Origin of the sequence: Exiguobacterium sp. ZWU0009, from assembly GCF_000798935.2 — a bacterium.
In the GTDB taxonomy this organism is placed as follows: Bacteria; Bacillota; Bacilli; order Exiguobacteriales; family Exiguobacteriaceae; genus Exiguobacterium_A; species Exiguobacterium_A acetylicum.
The window spans coordinates 2,235,749-2,251,477 of the sequence record NZ_CP018057.1; the positions used below are offsets into that span (position 1 = coordinate 2,235,749).

The 15,729-nt window shown below is 49.2% G+C and carries 11 protein-coding genes, 1 pseudogene and 1 other annotated feature; all 12 genes and pseudogenes read right to left on the reverse strand.

What is annotated here, in order from left to right:
- Window positions 1-24: 24 nt before the first annotated feature.
- Entirely contained in the window at window positions 25-1,791 is a 1,767-nt protein-coding gene (gene aspS / locus L985_RS11800) for an aspartate--tRNA ligase (protein WP_029342239.1), read from the reverse strand.
- Window positions 1,788-3,068, reverse strand: coding sequence for a histidine--tRNA ligase (gene hisS, locus L985_RS11805; RefSeq protein ID WP_029342240.1), 1,281 nt, complete (start codon window positions 3,066-3,068; stop codon window positions 1,788-1,790). The genes aspS and hisS overlap by 4 nt, the downstream gene beginning before the upstream one ends.
- Window positions 3,069-3,110: 42 nt before the next feature.
- Window positions 3,111-3,332 (reverse strand) — a binding site (T-box leader).
- 45 nt (window positions 3,333-3,377) lie between these two features.
- Complete coding sequence (dtd, locus tag L985_RS11810; protein WP_029342241.1) at window positions 3,378-3,827, reverse strand: D-aminoacyl-tRNA deacylase; 450 nt, start codon at window positions 3,825-3,827, stop codon at window positions 3,378-3,380.
- Between the two features lie 14 nt (window positions 3,828-3,841).
- Window positions 3,842-6,040: a RelA/SpoT family protein gene (locus L985_RS11815; protein ID WP_023468927.1), complete on the reverse strand. Its 2,199-nt coding sequence runs from the start codon at window positions 6,038-6,040 to the stop codon at window positions 3,842-3,844.
- Between the two features lie 141 nt (window positions 6,041-6,181).
- The gene (locus L985_RS11820) at window positions 6,182-6,700 is read right to left on the reverse strand and encodes an adenine phosphoribosyltransferase (protein WP_023468928.1); all 519 of its coding nucleotides are present in this window, start codon (window positions 6,698-6,700) and stop codon (window positions 6,182-6,184) included.
- Complete coding sequence (gene recJ / locus L985_RS11825) at window positions 6,679-8,988, reverse strand: single-stranded-DNA-specific exonuclease RecJ (RefSeq protein ID WP_029342243.1); 2,310 nt, start codon at window positions 8,986-8,988, stop codon at window positions 6,679-6,681. Before recJ ends, L985_RS11820 begins: the two co-directional genes overlap by 22 nt.
- Window positions 8,989-9,060: 72 nt before the next feature.
- Window positions 9,061-11,272, reverse strand: a pseudogene (gene secD, locus L985_RS17245) (protein translocase subunit SecD).
- A gap of 153 nt (window positions 11,273-11,425) precedes the next feature.
- Complete coding sequence (gene yajC, locus L985_RS11835; protein ID WP_029342244.1) at window positions 11,426-11,716, reverse strand: preprotein translocase subunit YajC; 291 nt, start codon at window positions 11,714-11,716, stop codon at window positions 11,426-11,428.
- A 71-nt stretch (window positions 11,717-11,787) separates the two neighbouring features.
- The gene (gene tgt, locus L985_RS11840) at window positions 11,788-12,933 is read right to left on the reverse strand and encodes a tRNA guanosine(34) transglycosylase Tgt (protein WP_029342245.1); all 1,146 of its coding nucleotides are present in this window, start codon (window positions 12,931-12,933) and stop codon (window positions 11,788-11,790) included.
- On the reverse strand, window positions 12,933-13,973 hold the full coding sequence (queA, locus tag L985_RS11845) for a tRNA preQ1(34) S-adenosylmethionine ribosyltransferase-isomerase QueA (protein ID WP_023468934.1): 1,041 nt from the start codon (window positions 13,971-13,973) through the stop codon (window positions 12,933-12,935). The genes tgt and queA overlap by 1 nt, the downstream gene beginning before the upstream one ends.
- A 4-nt stretch (window positions 13,974-13,977) precedes the next feature.
- The gene (ruvB, locus tag L985_RS11850) at window positions 13,978-14,973 is read right to left on the reverse strand and encodes a Holliday junction branch migration DNA helicase RuvB (protein WP_029342246.1); all 996 of its coding nucleotides are present in this window, start codon (window positions 14,971-14,973) and stop codon (window positions 13,978-13,980) included.
- A gap of 4 nt (window positions 14,974-14,977) precedes the next feature.
- Entirely contained in the window at window positions 14,978-15,571 is a 594-nt protein-coding gene (gene ruvA, locus L985_RS11855) for a Holliday junction branch migration protein RuvA (RefSeq protein WP_023468936.1), read from the reverse strand.
- Window positions 15,572-15,729 lie beyond the last annotated feature (158 nt).

A 15,729-nucleotide genomic window follows, 5' to 3' on the forward strand; every position in this document is an offset into this window, starting at 1 on the left:
ACCGGAAGATTCGCTTGTCGTGTCTTAAGATTGTTTAACTGCTGTTCGAATCGAGAGATCATTTAATTGCGCATCCGAGACTGGGCTTGGTGCTGCCGTCAACAGATCACTTGCTGATGCTGTTTTCGGGAAGGCAATCGTATCACGCAAGTTCGAACGTCCTGCAAGTAACATGACGAGACGGTCTAGACCGAGTGCGATACCCGCATGTGGTGGTGTTCCGTATTCGAATGCTTCCATCAAGAAGCCGAATTGCTCGTTTGCTTCTTCTTCTGTGAAGCCAAGCAATTTGAACATCCGCTCTTGGATATCCCGTTCATAGATCCGTTGTGATCCACCGCCGAGCTCGTATCCGTTCAAGACGAGGTCATACGCGACTGCGAGGACTTTTCCAGGATCCGTCTCGAGCAATTCGAGATCTTCACGACGTGGCATCGTGAACGGGTGGTGGTTCGCGTAGAAACGACCATCTTCTTCTTCGTACGTGACGAGTGGGAAGTCTGTCACCCAAAGGAAATTGAAGACTGACTCATCGATCAAGTCGAGTTCCTTCGCTAACTTCTGACGGAGCGCACCTAAGCTGTCTGCTACGATCGATGCTTTTGCTGCGACGAACAACAATAAGTCGCCTGCTTCCGCATCTGTCGCCGCTGTCAGGCGAGCGGTTGCTTCTTCGTCAAAGAACTTCGCGATCGGACCGTTCAATCCTTCCGCTGTCACTTTGACCCAAGCGAGACCTTTTGCGCCGTAGATCGCTGTGAATTCTTGTAACTTATCGATGTCTTTACGCGAGAAGCGCTCAGCTGCACCTTTGACGTTCAAGGCTTTGACTTCGCCACCTGCTTCAAGTGCCATATCGAATACTTTGAATCCTGCCCCTTTGACGGCTTCTGCGACATCAATCAATTCGAGACCGAAGCGCGTATCCGGTTTATCCGAGCCATACCGGCTCATCGCTTCTGCATACGGCATCCGTGGGAATGGTGTCACGATATCTTTGCCAAGCGTTTCTTTCATGACACGCGTCATCATTGACTCCATCATCGCATACAAGTCTTCGATGTCCATGAAGCTCGTCTCGATGTCGACTTGCGTGAATTCAGGTTGACGGTCTGCCCGTAAGTCTTCGTCACGGAAACAACGCGCAATTTGGAAGTACCGCTCAAAACCAGATACCATCAGCAATTGTTTGAACAATTGTGGCGATTGTGGCAAGGCGTAGAACTCACCTGGGTGAACACGACTTGGTACGAGATAGTCACGTGCGCCTTCTGGTGTTGATTTCGTTAGGATTGGTGTCTCGACTTCTAGGAAGTCTTGCTCATCAAGGAAGTTCCGCATGATGTTCGATGCTTTCGAACGGAGACGGAATGTCTCTTGGAGCGATGGACGACGCAAGTCAAGATAACGGTATTTGAGACGTAAATCTTCTGACGTCTGCTCTGCTTCTTCACTGATTGGGAATGGTGTCATCTTCGCTGCGTTCAAGATGACGACTTCATCCGCGACGACTTCGACTTGTCCAGTCGGAATGTTCGGGTTCGGATTCTCACGAGCGATGACGTGCCCTTTGATATCGAGGACATACTCCGAACGAATTGATTCCGCAAGACGGTGTGCCTGCTCGTTTTCCGGTTGGAAGACGATTTGGACGATGCCGCTACGGTCGCGGAGATCTAGGAAGATCAATCCTCCTAAGTCACGTCGTTTTTGAACCCATCCTTTAAGTTGAACGTGTTGTCCGATGACTTCTTCCGTCACCTGACCGTTCATATGCGTGCGTCCGATCATTGTGCTTCCTCCTTTAATTTCGCGACGATCGTATCAGCGACTGCTGATAACGGGACGTCCGTCTGTTCCCCTGTAGCCATGTTCTTCAGCGCCGCTGCGCCACGCTCGACTTCTTCATCCCCGAGGATGACCGTGTAGCGTGCCTTCAAGCGATCTGCCGCTTTGAATTGTCCTTTGAACTTCCGACCAAGATAATCCCGATCCGCGACAAGTCCTTCGAGACGCATCAATTGTAAGAGACGTGTTGCTGTCTTTTCGACTTCGTCACTGCCTTGCGCGACGATGAAGACATCGATTTGATCATCGACTGCCGGTAAGACGTTCTCATTCTCAAGCGCCATCAATAAACGTTCAATACCCATTCCGAATCCGATTCCCGGTGTTGCCGGTCCACCGATCTGTTCGACGAGACCGTTGTATCGTCCACCACCACATAATGTCGTGATCGCTCCGAAGCCTTCTGCTTCTGACATGATTTCGAACGCCGTGTGATTGTAATAATCGATTCCACGGACGAGCGTCGGATCAACGACATACTCGATGCCGAGTGCGTCTAAGTGAAGCAATACTTCGTCGAAGTAGGCTTTTGATGCCGGGTTCAAGTAATCAAGAATCGATGGTGCCGTCGCCATGCTCGGGTGATCGCGGTCGACCTTACAGTCGAGGACACGAAGTGGATTCGTTTCGAGACGATTCTGACAGTCCTGACATAACTCGTGAACGACTGGTTTGAAGTGAGCGACGAGTGCTGCCCGGTGTGCGGCGCGGCTTTCGTTATCCCCGAGTGTGTTGATGACGAGCTTGAGGTGCTTCAAGCCGAATGACCGGTAGATGCTCATCGCGAGACTGATGACTTCTGCATCGATCGCCGGTTGCTCGCTACCGAGTGCTTCGACTCCGTATTGGTGGAGCTGACGGAAACGACCTGCTTGCGGACGTTCATAACGGAACATCGGTCCGATGTAGAACAATTTCGTCGGTTGGTTCGGTGAACCAAACAGTTTGTTCGTCACGAATGAACGAACGACAGCAGCCGTTCCTTCTGGGCGTAACGTCAACTGGTCTTTTCCGCGTTTCTCAAGCATGAACATTTCTTTTTGAACGATATCCGTCGTCTCACCAACGCCACGTTTGAAGAGTTCTGTCTCCTCAAAAATCGGTGTCCGGATTTCCTTATAGTTGTAACGCTTACTGATGTCACGTAATTGTTGCTCGATGTACTGCCAGCGTTCGACTGTTCCTGGAAGGACATCAAACGTACCGCGTGGTAATTTCATCTCAAATTCCTCCTTTTTTGAATACAAAAAAGTCCTCGTCCGCAAAGGGACGAGAACTTGAAGATCCCGTGGTACCACCCTGGTTGTCAAATCACATTTGACCACTCGGTGCAGTTAACGCCTGCGTACGACCTTCCCTACTATCAGTTCAGGAAGATACCTCGGAAGGGTCTTTCATCGAGTTCGTCTGTTCGCCCTTCCAGCCAAGGGGCGACTCTCTAAGCAGACGAGGTCTTGATTACTCCTCTTCGTCTTCGGTCGTATGAATCATTTGGTTACGTCTAATATTGCCTCGTCTCTCGGTTCCTGTCAAGCGTTTGCTTCTTTTTCAAGAATCAATGTCACCGGTCCATCATTGACGAGCGCGATATCCATCATCGCGCCAAACTGACCAGTCTCGACCTTCAGTCCTTGCGCGCGAAGACGTTCATTGAACGCTTCATACAACGCGTTGGCAAGATCCGGTTTCGCTGCTTCCGTGAACGCTGGACGACGTCCTTTTTTGACATCACCATACAACGTGAACTGCGAGACGGACAGAATCTGACCGTCGACATCCTGCAACGAGCGGTTCATCCGTTCTTCCTCATCTTCGAACACACGGAGTCCTGCGATTTTATCAGCTAACCAGTTCACCTGATCGATCGTGTCTTCGTGCGTGACACCGACAAGCAAGAGAAAACCTTGCTTGATTTGACCGATGACCTCCTGATCGACTGTGACACTTGCTTCTTTGACTCGTTGTAATACGACTCGCATGACTCATCCGCTCCTTACGTCATCATGACGCGATGTACAGCATACACGTCAGAGATTTGTTTGATCCGATCGACGACTTTCTGTAAATGATTGACGTTGTTGATCGCGATCGTCATCGTGATTTTGGCTTGCTTACTGTCGTCGCCTTTCCCGCTGACGGCGACGATGTTCGTATTCGTCGCAGATACCGACTGCAGGACATCGTTCAGTAATCCAGCCCGGTCGAATCCTGAAATTTCGATTTCGACGTTGTAACTCTTAACGGCTTTACCTTCGTGTTCCCACTCGACTTCGAGCAAGCGCTCTGGATTTTGTTCGTGAATGACGTTCAAACAATCCGTCCGGTGAATCGAGACACCCCGTCCACGTGTGATATACCCGACGATATCGTCCCCTGGTACCGGATTACAACAGCGGCTCATGCGAACGAGCATGTTGTCGATGCCTTTGACACGAACACCTTCTGGATTTTCTTTCTTCGGACGATCGAACGTCTTCATCTCGCTGATGGCTTCGTTCAGTTCAAGATTTTTGGACTCTTTGTCTTTGCGTAACTTTTCCGTCAATTTGTGCGCGACTTGGGCAGCGGTCAGACCATGATAGCCAACGGCAGCATACATATCTTCTTCTTGCGCGAAGTTGAACTTCCGCGTCACGTCTTCGAGCGTCTTCTCATTGATGACTTCCTTCGGCTCAAAACCAAGCTTCTTCACTTCCGCTTCGATCAGTTCCCGTCCTTTGGAGACGTTCTCTTCCCGTTGCTGACGTTTGAACCATTGACGGATCTTGTTCTTCGCCTGACTCGACACACAAATCTTGAGCCAGTCCTTACTTGGACCATAACTGTGTTTTGATGTGACGATTTCAATGATGTCACCTGTCTTCAGCTTATAATCAATCGGTACCATCCGTCCGTTGACTTTCGCTCCGATCGTTCGGTGACCGATCTCTGTATGAATCCGGTAGGCATAATCAATCGGAACAGACCCTTTCGGGAGTTCAATGACGTCACCCTTTGGTGTAAAGACGTACAACATGTCACTAAAGAAGTCGACTTTGACCGATTCCATGAATTCTTCAGCATCCGCTGTATCCTTCTGCAATTCAAGAATTTCACGGAAATGAGCAATCTTATCCTCAAAGCCTGATTTCGCTTCCTGTTCCTTACCTTCTTTATACGCCCAGTGAGCGGCAATCCCGTACTCGGCAATAAAATGCATGTCCCGTGTCCGAATTTGGACCTCGAGCGGCTCGCCTTTCGGTCCGATGACCGTCGTATGCAGCGATTGATACATGTTCGGCTTCGGCATCGCGATATAATCCTTGAAACGTCCCGGCATCGGTTTATATTGCGTATGAATGATTCCGAGAACGGCGTAACAATCCTTGATTGAATCGACGATGATACGCACAGCCATTAAGTCATAAATTTCACTGAACTCTTTTTTCGAATTTTGCATCTTGTTATAAATGGAATAAATATGCTTCGGACGTCCATCGACTTCCGCCGCGATCTGTACATCATCGAGTACTTCGTTGACCTCTTCGATGACCGAACTGACGAGCGCTTCGCGTTCCGTCCGTTTTTGCTTCATCATTGAGACAATCCGGTAGTACTGTTGTGGATTGATATAACGCAAACTGATGTCTTCAAGTTCCCACTTGATCGTCGAAATCCCGAGACGATGGGCAAGCGGCGCAAAGATTTCAAGCGTCTCTTCCGCCTTTTGCACCTGCTTTTCCTTGACCATATGTTGCAACGTCCGCATGTTGTGCAGACGGTCAGCCAGTTTGATCAAGATGACGCGAATATCTTCCGCCATGGCGATGAACATTTTCCGGTGGTTCTCAGCAAGCTCTTCACGCTTTGATTTATATTTGATTTTCCCGAGTTTCGTGACGCCATCAACAAGCATCGCGACGTCAGGACCGAATCGTTCCGTTAATTCTTCGAGTGTAATGTCCGTATCTTCGACGACATCATGAAGAAGCGCAGCGACGATCGTCGTTGCATCCAAACCAATATCGACTAAGATACCGGCAACTTGTACCGGATGAATGATGTATGGTTCCCCTGAACGGCGGAATTGCCCATCATGTTCGTCTTTCGCGAATTGGTAAGCCCGTTCGATGTCTTTGACTTCAGCTTGCGTCATGTATTCCGCACATCGAGCGAGAAGGTCTTCTACATTTACGATTTGTTTGTTTGTCATCCCTTTTCCTCACCCAGTCCCCGGGATCGTCTGCAACGGAATCCCTAATATATAGTTCTTATTATCGTGAAATCTTGAGAAGATGTCAAAATAAAAAGAAATACCCCCTTGGTCATCACGTACCAAGAGAGTATATATGCTTTAGTCTTCGTAGCGAATCAATGAGAGAACGTCGTATCCTTCGAGTTTCTCACGTCCACCAAGACCATCGAGTTCAATCAAGAATCCGATTCCGGCAACCGTTCCGCCTAATTTTTCAATCATTTGAATCGTTGCTTCGATCGTACCACCTGTTGCAAGCAAATCGTCAAGGATGACGACGCGTTGTCCTGGTTGAATCGCATCTTCATGCATCGTCAAAACGTCTTTTCCGTACTCAAGACCATACTCGACACGGACTGTCTCACGTGGTAATTTTCCTTCTTTACGGACAGGTACAAATCCGATCTCCATCGCGTAAGCGGCTGGGCAACCAACGACGAATCCACGTGCTTCCGGACCCGCGATGACATCAGCGCCTTTACTGCGTGCATATTCGACGAGTGCATCAACCGATTGTTTGTACACTGGTCCGTTCTGCATGAGTGATGTGATGTCTTTGAAACTGATTCCTTCTTTCGGCCAGTTTTCGACCTCTTTTATATGCTGTTTGAACTCCATGTCTTTTCCTCCTGCTTCGCCGCTTCTACCAAAGTATCAAAACGCTCTTTCAACTGAGCGAGTGACGAATAAATGTATTGTTGCTCGAGCTCTTGACGTGCTTCATGACGCTGGTACGTCGGAGCTTCCGTCAGATCTCGTTTTGCAGCATTTGGGTTCACACCCGGCAGCCCGTCCTCCATTGTAACAAGAAAATCAAGTTCCGAGAATACCGAATGCATAAAGTTAATCGATCGTTTCGTCCATTTTCGCGATTTCGACAAACGTACAAGACCAATTCGGAGCTCGTCACGCGGACATTTCGCGAAATACTGGAAGTACTGTTTGAAGTCCTCCCGCGATGGAATCGTCTCGAAATAATATCCTTCATCCTTAAAAGCGCAATAAATCCGCTCTGCCTGTTGCACGTAAGGATGGAATGCAACTTCTTCCTCCGGTAGGTCAAGGAAAACGATATTTTGACGGATCGGACCGTTCAACGGACGTTCCGCGTACTTTTCTTTCACCTCATCGGTAAAGGCAACGAATGTCGTTGTCTCGTGCGGTAAGGCAAATAGTTCGCTCAGCGGTCGTTTACCCCCACGATAATCAAACACTTGAACATCTTCGACGGCGACATCTTGAATCATCAATTGTGGTTTACGGAACCCATTCCATTCATTAATGTTCAGACTGCCCATCAAGTGAATCTCCGACAGGGTCGAGACTTCATCGACAAGGTCGCCGAAGCCGAAGCCGATCGCATCGAGTTCCTTCCCGTCGCCTGATAGTAGTGCTTTGACATGCGTCAAGTCACGACCGATCCGCTTCATGTCCCGGATCTTCGCTTGCTCGATGACAATCCGTGGCGCGGGATTCCCCATCCCGAATGGTGCGAGTCGCTGAATATCTTCAATTAACTGGATCGAGACGTCGCTGACTTGCAAACGTAAGTCGACATCAATCGTCGCGATGAAGGCATCGTCTGGCAACGTGCTAGCCTGTTCATTCAAGCGTTGACGTAACGTCTCGACGTCATCGGAAGAGAGTGTCATTCCAGCAGCAGCTGGATGTCCACCGAAGTGCGGCAAGATGTCTTCACACTTCGTCAGTTCCGCGAATAAATCAAAGGCTGGAATCGAACGTCCAGAACCCTTAGCTGTTCCTTTTTCAGCATCATGACACAGCATGATGACGGGACGATGATATTTTTCAACGAGTCGCGAAGCGACAATCCCAACGACACCTGGATTCCAGTCTGCCGCATCGACGACGAGTACGCGGTCATCTTTAAACCGTTCTTCGACAAGCGCCGTCGCTTCTTCCGCAATCTGCTTGACGATATCTTGACGCTGCTTATTTTGTTGGTCGAGTTGCTTCGCGAGGTGAAGTGCCTCATCCTTACTTTCCGCTAGTAACATCTCAAGCGCTGGCATCGCCGAATCAAGACGACCTGCCGCATTGATCCGCGGACCGAACGCAAATCCGACCGATTCTTCGGTCAGTTCCTCTTCCGTTAAACTACAAACGTCACGTAACGCAAGGATACCCGGACGTTCACTCGCATTCAGCGCCTCGATGCCACGAATCGCTAGCAACCTGTTCTCACCGACAAGTGGGACGAGATCGGCAATCGTTCCGAGCACGGCAAGATCGAGTAACTCGACGGGTTCCCGATCAAGCAGTGCATGTGCGACCTTAAAGGCCACACCCGCTCCAGCAAGCTTCGAGAACGGATACGCTGGATCAACACCCGGATGAATCAAAGCAAAAGCGTCGGGTAACGTTTCTTTTGCTTCGTGATGATCGGTGATGATTAAATCGACACCGAGTTCTTTCAGGACATCTGCTTCATGGATGCCGGAAATGCCGCAGTCAACGGTAATGACGAGACTAAAGCCTTCTTCCGCAGCCCAGCGAAAAGCGGCTTCGTTTGGTCCATAGCCTTCCGTGAATCGGTTCGGGATATAACACTCTGCCATCCCTCCGATTTCAATTAAGGCGTGCCAGAGAATCGCAGCGGAACTCACGCCGTCAACGTCATAATCACCGTAAATTAAAATCATCTCGCCCTCGTCAACGGCACGTTGAATCCGTTCGACGACTTTTGGCATGTCTTTAAAAGCAAATGGATCATGAAATGCCATTTGATCGGTTTCTAAAAAATCACGGGCAGCTTCACGTGTCGTGAATCCCCGTTGGACAAGTAGTTGTGCGACGTGCGGTGAGATCGTGCCATCCGCCGTCAATTGTTCGATTTGTTCTGAATCGATGACTTTATCAAGCCATGTTTTTTTAGCATGGTACATCTCAAACCCTCCAATCAACTTCCCCATTATAATTGAAAATCCGCACCAGCGATAGCTGATGCGGATACTCTTTTAAGAAGCACGTTTTGTCCGACCAAGTGTCCGACCTTTCATGACGAGCCAGAGTTGCGCGGCGATGAAGATCGAAGAATACATCCCCATGATCAACCCGACAAGCAAGGCAAGACTGAATCCACGGATCGCTTCGCTACCGAAGATGTAGAGCGCTGCTGCTGTCATGATGACCGTGACGACCGTATTGATCGAGCGGATGATCGTTTGTTGGATCGATTCATTGACGATGTGTGCCAATTCATCGAATGAGACTTTCCGTCCACCTTTTTCAGCAAGTCCGAGATTTTCTCGTACCCTGTCAAAGGTAACGATTGTATCGTTGACGGAATAGCCGATGATCGTCAAGACGGCTGCGATGAAGTACAGATTGACTTCGATCTGGAACAGCGAGAAGAAAGCAATGATCATTAACGCATCATGTAGCAATGCGAGGACTGTCGCAATTCCGTAGAGCGGTTGGAATCGGAACGAGACGTAGATGACAATCCCGAGTGACGCAAGTAAGACTGCATAAATCGCGTTACGCGCGATTTCCCGACCGACTTGTGCCGAAACTGTTGAGATACTCGGTTCTTTCTTGTATTCTGCTTCAACCGATTGTTTGATTTCAGAAATTTGTTCTTGGCTGAATTCACCAACGAACGTGACGTTCGCTAACTTTCCGCCTTGAGCGAATTGAATACCATCGATTTCTTCCGCATCAATCCCGGCATCTTCAATGACAGAGCGGACGTCCGCTTCCTTGATTTGATTCTCAGAAGAAATCTCGACACGCGTTCCTTGCGTGAAGTCGATCCCGAGGTTTAGACCACGGAACGACAACAAGAGGACCGACACGATGACAAGCGCAATCGTGATTGCGAAATAGATTTTACGATGTTTGACGTAATCGAATTTCGTAGGATTAAAGCTCACGGATTTCACTCTCCTTTACACCGAACCATGATTTCTTCTTATCGAACCATCGGCTACTGACAAGGAGTTGCATCAGGTAACGTGAGACAAAGACGTTCGTGACGAACGTGACGGCGATCGAAACCATCAACATGATGGCGAATCCTTTGACCGTACTTGTACCAAAGTAGTACAACACACCAGCAGAGATCAACGTCGTCAAGTTGGCATCAAGAATCGTACCGAACGAACGACGGTTACCGGCTTTAAATGCGGACAAGACGGATTTACCACTTCGTAATTCATCCTTGATCCGCTCAGCAGTGATGATGTTCGCATCGACCGCCATCCCGACTCCAAGAACGAGTGCCGCAATCCCCGGTAACGTGAGGACGGCATTGATCCCGTTAAAGAAGATCATGACGAGATAGATGTAGAACAGCAACGTGATGATCGAAACGAATCCAGAGATCCGGTAGAACAAGAGCATGAACAAGAAGACCGCAGCTACACCGATTGCTGACGCGAAGAGCGTCTGATCGAGCGCATCCTGTCCAAAAGCAGCAGAGACGGATGTCGAGTAGATTTCTTCGAGTTTGACCGGTAATGCGCCGGCGTTTAGGATCGACGACAATTGTTTCCCGTACTCGGCATCGATATCGCCACCGGAAATGATCGCTTTATCCGAATTAATCGGTTGTGTGACCGATGCATCCGAAACGATTTTCGAGTTCGCTTTTTGAATTTCTTTTTCATACGAATCGCCTTTCTCGTAATCGAGCCAGATGACGAGACGGTTCGCAGGTGGTTGCATTTGTGAGACTTGTTGTGTCACTTCATAGAATTTCTCTTTTGATTTCATCGTCAACTCGACGAGTGGTTCATTCGTGTTCGGATCATACCCGACTTTTGCCCCTTTGGCTTTTAAGTCTGATCCATCGAGCAACAACTTATCGTTGATGTCACGGAATGACAATTGTGCTGTCGAAGAGAGGATTTGACGCGCTTCCGTCTGATCCTTGACGCCAGCAAGCTGAACGCGAATCCGGTTATCGCCTTCGATCCGGATGTCTGGTTCAGAGACACCGAGGACGTTGACACGGTTCTCGATTGCCGTCAGCGTCGCACTCATCGCATTTTGATCGATGACGTCTCCTTCTTTCAGCGGTTGTACTTCATACAAGACTTCGAAGCCACCCTTAAGGTCAAGGCCGAGCTTCGTATCCTTCAACAACCATGACGATGTCGTACCGATCAGTACGAGCAACGCGATGACGACGATGAAGAATGTGGCAAGTTTCCCTTTCTTGATCATGCTACATTGTCCTTTCTCTAGTTCCCAGTATATTTTCAGACAACTTTGTTCTCCTACCCTAGCTTACAAAAGAAATGGTAATCTTAGCAAACGTTTTTCTCATATATAAACAGAAAAGACGCTCCGGAATCCGGAAAGCGCCTTTTCAATGCCTTATTCGACAGTTTCGTCGTCCATGACAGTCGTTGATTTTTTCGTCACTTCTGCGACAGCACTTCGGTTGAATGTCAATTGTGCATTACCTGACTTCAATGTCACCGTCATGTCGTCAACTTTTTGGACAACCCCGTGAAGACCACCGATCGTAACGATCGAGTCGCCGCGTGAGAGTTCATTTTGCATCTGACGCACTTGCTTCTGGCGTTTGTTCTGTGGACGGATCAACAAGAAATAGAACACCACGAAGATCAAGATCATCGGGAGGAATGTGATTAAGCCTTCCATCTGATTCAGCTCCTTTATCATTCAAATCACGTTCATTATACCGTGAAAGAATTGATTTGTCAGACGATTTGTTAGAAATTCTTTGCGTTCGGTAAATTGTAACCGTATTCTTCGAAGAATTCTTCCTTGAAATCGAGCAGGCGATCCTCACGAATCGCTTGGCGAACGCCTTCCATCAACTTGACGAGGAAGTGAAGATTGTGTGTCGAACACAGATGCAGACCGAACGTTTCTTGCGCACGGATCAAGTGATGGATGTACGAACGCGAGTAGTTCTTGCACGCGTAGCAATCACATTTCTCATCGAGCGGACGGAAATCACGTGCATACTTCGCGTTCCGGACGACGAGACGTCCTTGTGATGTCATCAATGTGCCGTTTCGCGCGATCCGTGTCGGTAAGACACAGTCGAACATATCGATTCCGCGGATCGCACCCTCGATCAATGCGTCCGGTGAACCGACGCCCATCAAATAACGAGGCTTGTCTTCCGGCATGAGTGGTGTCGTGAATTCGAGCGCACGGTACATGACGTCTTTTGGCTCTCCGACCGATAGACCACCGACCGCATAACCAGGGAAATCAAGGGCAACGAGGTCTTTTGCACTTTGACGACGTAAGTCTTCGTATTCTCCACCTTGGATGATACCGAACAGCGCTTGATCGTGTGGACGTTCATGCGCAGCAAGACAACGTTCCGCCCAGCGGCTCGTTCGTTCGACAGATGCTTTCATGTACTCGTGAGAAGCTGGGTACGGTGGGCACTCATCAAACGCCATCATGATATCTGAACCGAGTGCATTTTGAATTTCCATCGCTTTTTCCGGTGACAAGAACAATTTGTCCCCGTTCAAGTGGTTACGGAAATGAACACCCTCCTCAGAAATGTTCCGGAGGTCAGCAAGTGAGAACACTTGGAAACCACCTGAGTCCGTCAGAATCGCGCCATCCCAGTTCATGAATTTATGCAGACCGCCCGCTTCCTTGATGACATCATGTCCTGGACGCACCCAGAGGTGGTACGTGTTCGCGAGGATGATGTTCGCGTTCATGTCCTTGATTTGTTCCGGTGCCATCGTCTTGACCGTTGCTTGTGTTCCAACCGGCATGAAGACCGGTGTCTCGAAACTGCCGTGCGGCGTGTGGACGATTCCTAACCGCGCTCCGGATTGTTTACATGTTTTGATATGTTCGTATGTTACCGCGTGTTTTGTCATTAGTTTCGTTCCTCTCTCGTTAAGAACATCGCATCACCAAAGCTAAAGAAGCGATAGCCGTTTGCAACTGCTTCTTCGTAGGCATGCAGAATGTGTTCTCGTGTCGATAACGCGGACACGAGCATGATCAATGTTGATTTTGGTAAGTGGAAGTTCGTAATCAATCCATCAATCCCTTTGACTTCCTGACCTGGGAAGATGAAGATGTCCGTCCAGCCCGTTGCTTCGACGAAGTCGCCATGGTCACGAATGACCGTTTCAAGCGTCCGTGTCGATGTCGTTCCGACTGCGATGATCCGTCCGCCTTGTTTCCGTGTTTCGCGTAGCAAGGCAGCTGAACTTTCCGGCAGTTCGTAGTACTCACTGTGCATTTTATGACTATCGACGTCGTCGACCGAGACAGGACGGAACGTGCCAAGTCCAACGTGTAGCGTCAACGGTGCGATCCGGACGCCCTTCGCTTTTAATGCTTCAAGCAATTCCGGCGTGAAATGAAGCCCGGCTGTTGGTGCTGCAGCACTTCCGCGTTCGCGAGCGTAGACCGTCTGATAACGATCTTGATCCTCGAGTTGTTCATGAATGTATGGTGGCAGTGGCATCGTTCCGAGTTGGTCGAGCACTTCATAAAAAATGCCGTCATAGAAAAACTTCAGGATTCGTCCCCCGTCTTCAAGTGCTTCGACACACTCAGCACGGAGTAATCCGTCACCAAACGACAAAATCGTTCCTGGTTTGACGCGTTTTGCCGGTTTCGCAAGTGTTTCCCAAACATCGTCACTCGTTTGCTTCAAGAGTAACAGTTCGATCTTCCCACCCGTCTCTTCCTTCACACCAAAGAGACGTGCCGGTAAGACTTTTGTATCATTGATGACGAGTGTATCGCCCTCCCGGAAGTGGTCGACGATATCATGGAAGTGCTGATGCTGAATCGCACCTGTCTCCCGATCGAGAACCATCAATTTCGAACTCGTCCGGTCGAGCAATGGCACTTGAGCAATTTGTTCTTCTGGTAAATGAAAATCAAATAAGTTTACATCCATTGGTTCAATTTCCTTCTTTCAGTCCTAAATGTTGGCGGGCGAACGGTGTTAAGACACGTCCGCGCGGGGTACGTTGTAAAAATCCTTGTTGCAGTAGATATGGTTCATACACATCCTCGATCGTCTGCGCATCTTCTCCGATCGTCGCTGCGATCGTCTCGAGTCCGACCGGACCACCGGCAAACCGTTCTGCAAGCGATCGTAGTAAACGATGGTCGACATCGTCGAGTCCGAGCGCATCGACATGCAAGCGATCAAGCGCACTTGTCGCAAGCGTGGCATCGATCTCGGTTTGATGGGCGACTTGAGCAAAATCACGGACACGCCGTAATAACCGGTTCGCGACACGTGGTGTTCCGCGTGAACGGAGCGCGATGGCTTCTGCTGCCAGACGATCCGCTTCGAATCCGAACAATCGTGACGTCCGGGTCACGATGGCAGACAACTCTGACATCGTATAATATTCAAGCTTCAGCGTCACGCCAAAACGATCACGTAGCGGTGCTGATAACATCCCCGCACGTGTCGTTGCACCGACGAGCGTAAACGGTGGCAAGTCAATCCGAACACTGCGGGCAAGTTCACCTTGGCCGATGACGATATCGAGACAATAATCCTCCATCGCCGGATAAAGGATCTCTTCGATCGATCGACTCAATCGATGAATCTCGTCGATGAACAGGACATCACCCGGTTCCAGTGATGATAGGATTGCTGCCAAATCACCCGGTCGTTCGATCGCAGGACCGGCTGTCGTCTTGATGCCGACTCCCATCTCGTTCGCGATGATCGTTGCAAGCGTCGTCTTCCCGAGCCCCGGAGGACCGTAGAGAAGAACGTGATCGAGTGTTTCCTGACGAATTTTTGCCGCCTCGATGAAGACACTTAAATTTCCTTTTGCTTTCTCCTGCCCGATATATTGCTCGAGCGTTTGAGGACGCAGACTCCACTCTTCTTGATCTTCCGCATGGGCGGATTCTGACAAAATGCGCTCTTCCATGTCCTCACCTCACATTCAATAACAACTGGAGTGCCCGTTTGACATATTGATCCGTCGACAGGACTTCTGCCTGCAACGCTTTTTTGACTTTCTCGACTTCTCGGTCACTGTAACCAAGCGCCGTCAAGGCTTCACAAGCTTCATTCAGCTCAGCATTGCCTTGCGCGAACAAGCCTTCGCTCGGTACGTAATCCGGCGCAAGCTCGGCTAACTTTCCTTTTAGGTCGAGCGTCATTTGCTTCGCTGTTTTCTTGCCGACCCCTGGGAATTTGACGAGATAACTTTCTTTCTCTTGTTCAATCGCTTCAACGAGCGCATCGACATTCCCTGATGCGACGATCGCAAGCGCTCCTTTTGGTCCGATTCCTGTGACACCGAGCAACTTCGTGAACAAGGCACGCTCACGACGGGAACGGAATCCAAATAAGACTTCTTGGTCCTCACGGACATAATGATACGTATATACGATGATCTGTTCGTCTCCGGTCCGATAAAAAAACGGGTTCGGTGCTACGATTTTGTAGCCAATCCCGCCAACTTCTACCGTCACGAATTCCGCACAGACATAAGCGACTTCGCCGCGTACGAATTCTATCAATGTGGAACGCTCCCATCCTTAAACAAACTCTCGTGTTATTGTAGCATACATCTTCGTTTGGCTTCAAAGCGTTCTTCAGCAAAAATCAATACATATGTTCGGTCTCTCAATCAGAAAACAAAAAAGCGTGATCGTTCGCACGACCACGCTCTCACCCT

Excerpts from the sequence above, each read along its gene's own strand:
- hisS (WP_029342240.1), bottom strand. The coding sequence starts at position 3,068 with ATGAAATTACCACGCGGTACGTTTGATGTCCTTCCAGGAACAGTCGAA.
- recJ (WP_029342243.1), bottom strand. The coding sequence starts at position 8,988 with ATGTACCATGCTAAAAAAACATGGCTTGATAAAGTCATCGATTCAGAA.
- L985_RS11820 (WP_023468928.1), bottom strand. The coding sequence starts at position 6,700 with ATGGAGTTCAAACAGCATATAAAAGAGGTCGAAAACTGGCCGAAAGAA.
- dtd (WP_029342241.1), bottom strand. The coding sequence starts at position 3,827 with ATGCGAGTCGTATTACAACGAGTCAAAGAAGCAAGTGTCACAGTCGAT.
- queA (WP_023468934.1), bottom strand. The coding sequence starts at position 13,973 with ATGGATGTAAACTTATTTGATTTTCATTTACCAGAAGAACAAATTGCT.
- tgt (WP_029342245.1), bottom strand. The coding sequence starts at position 12,933 with ATGACAAAACACGCGGTAACATACGAACATATCAAAACATGTAAACAA.
- yajC (WP_029342244.1), bottom strand. The coding sequence starts at position 11,716 with ATGGAAGGCTTAATCACATTCCTCCCGATGATCTTGATCTTCGTGGTG.
- L985_RS11815 (WP_023468927.1), bottom strand. The coding sequence starts at position 6,040 with ATGACAAACAAACAAATCGTAAATGTAGAAGACCTTCTCGCTCGATGT.
- ruvB (WP_029342246.1), bottom strand. The coding sequence starts at position 14,973 with ATGGAAGAGCGCATTTTGTCAGAATCCGCCCATGCGGAAGATCAAGAA.
- aspS (WP_029342239.1), bottom strand. The coding sequence starts at position 1,791 with ATGATCGGACGCACGCATATGAACGGTCAGGTGACGGAAGAAGTCATC.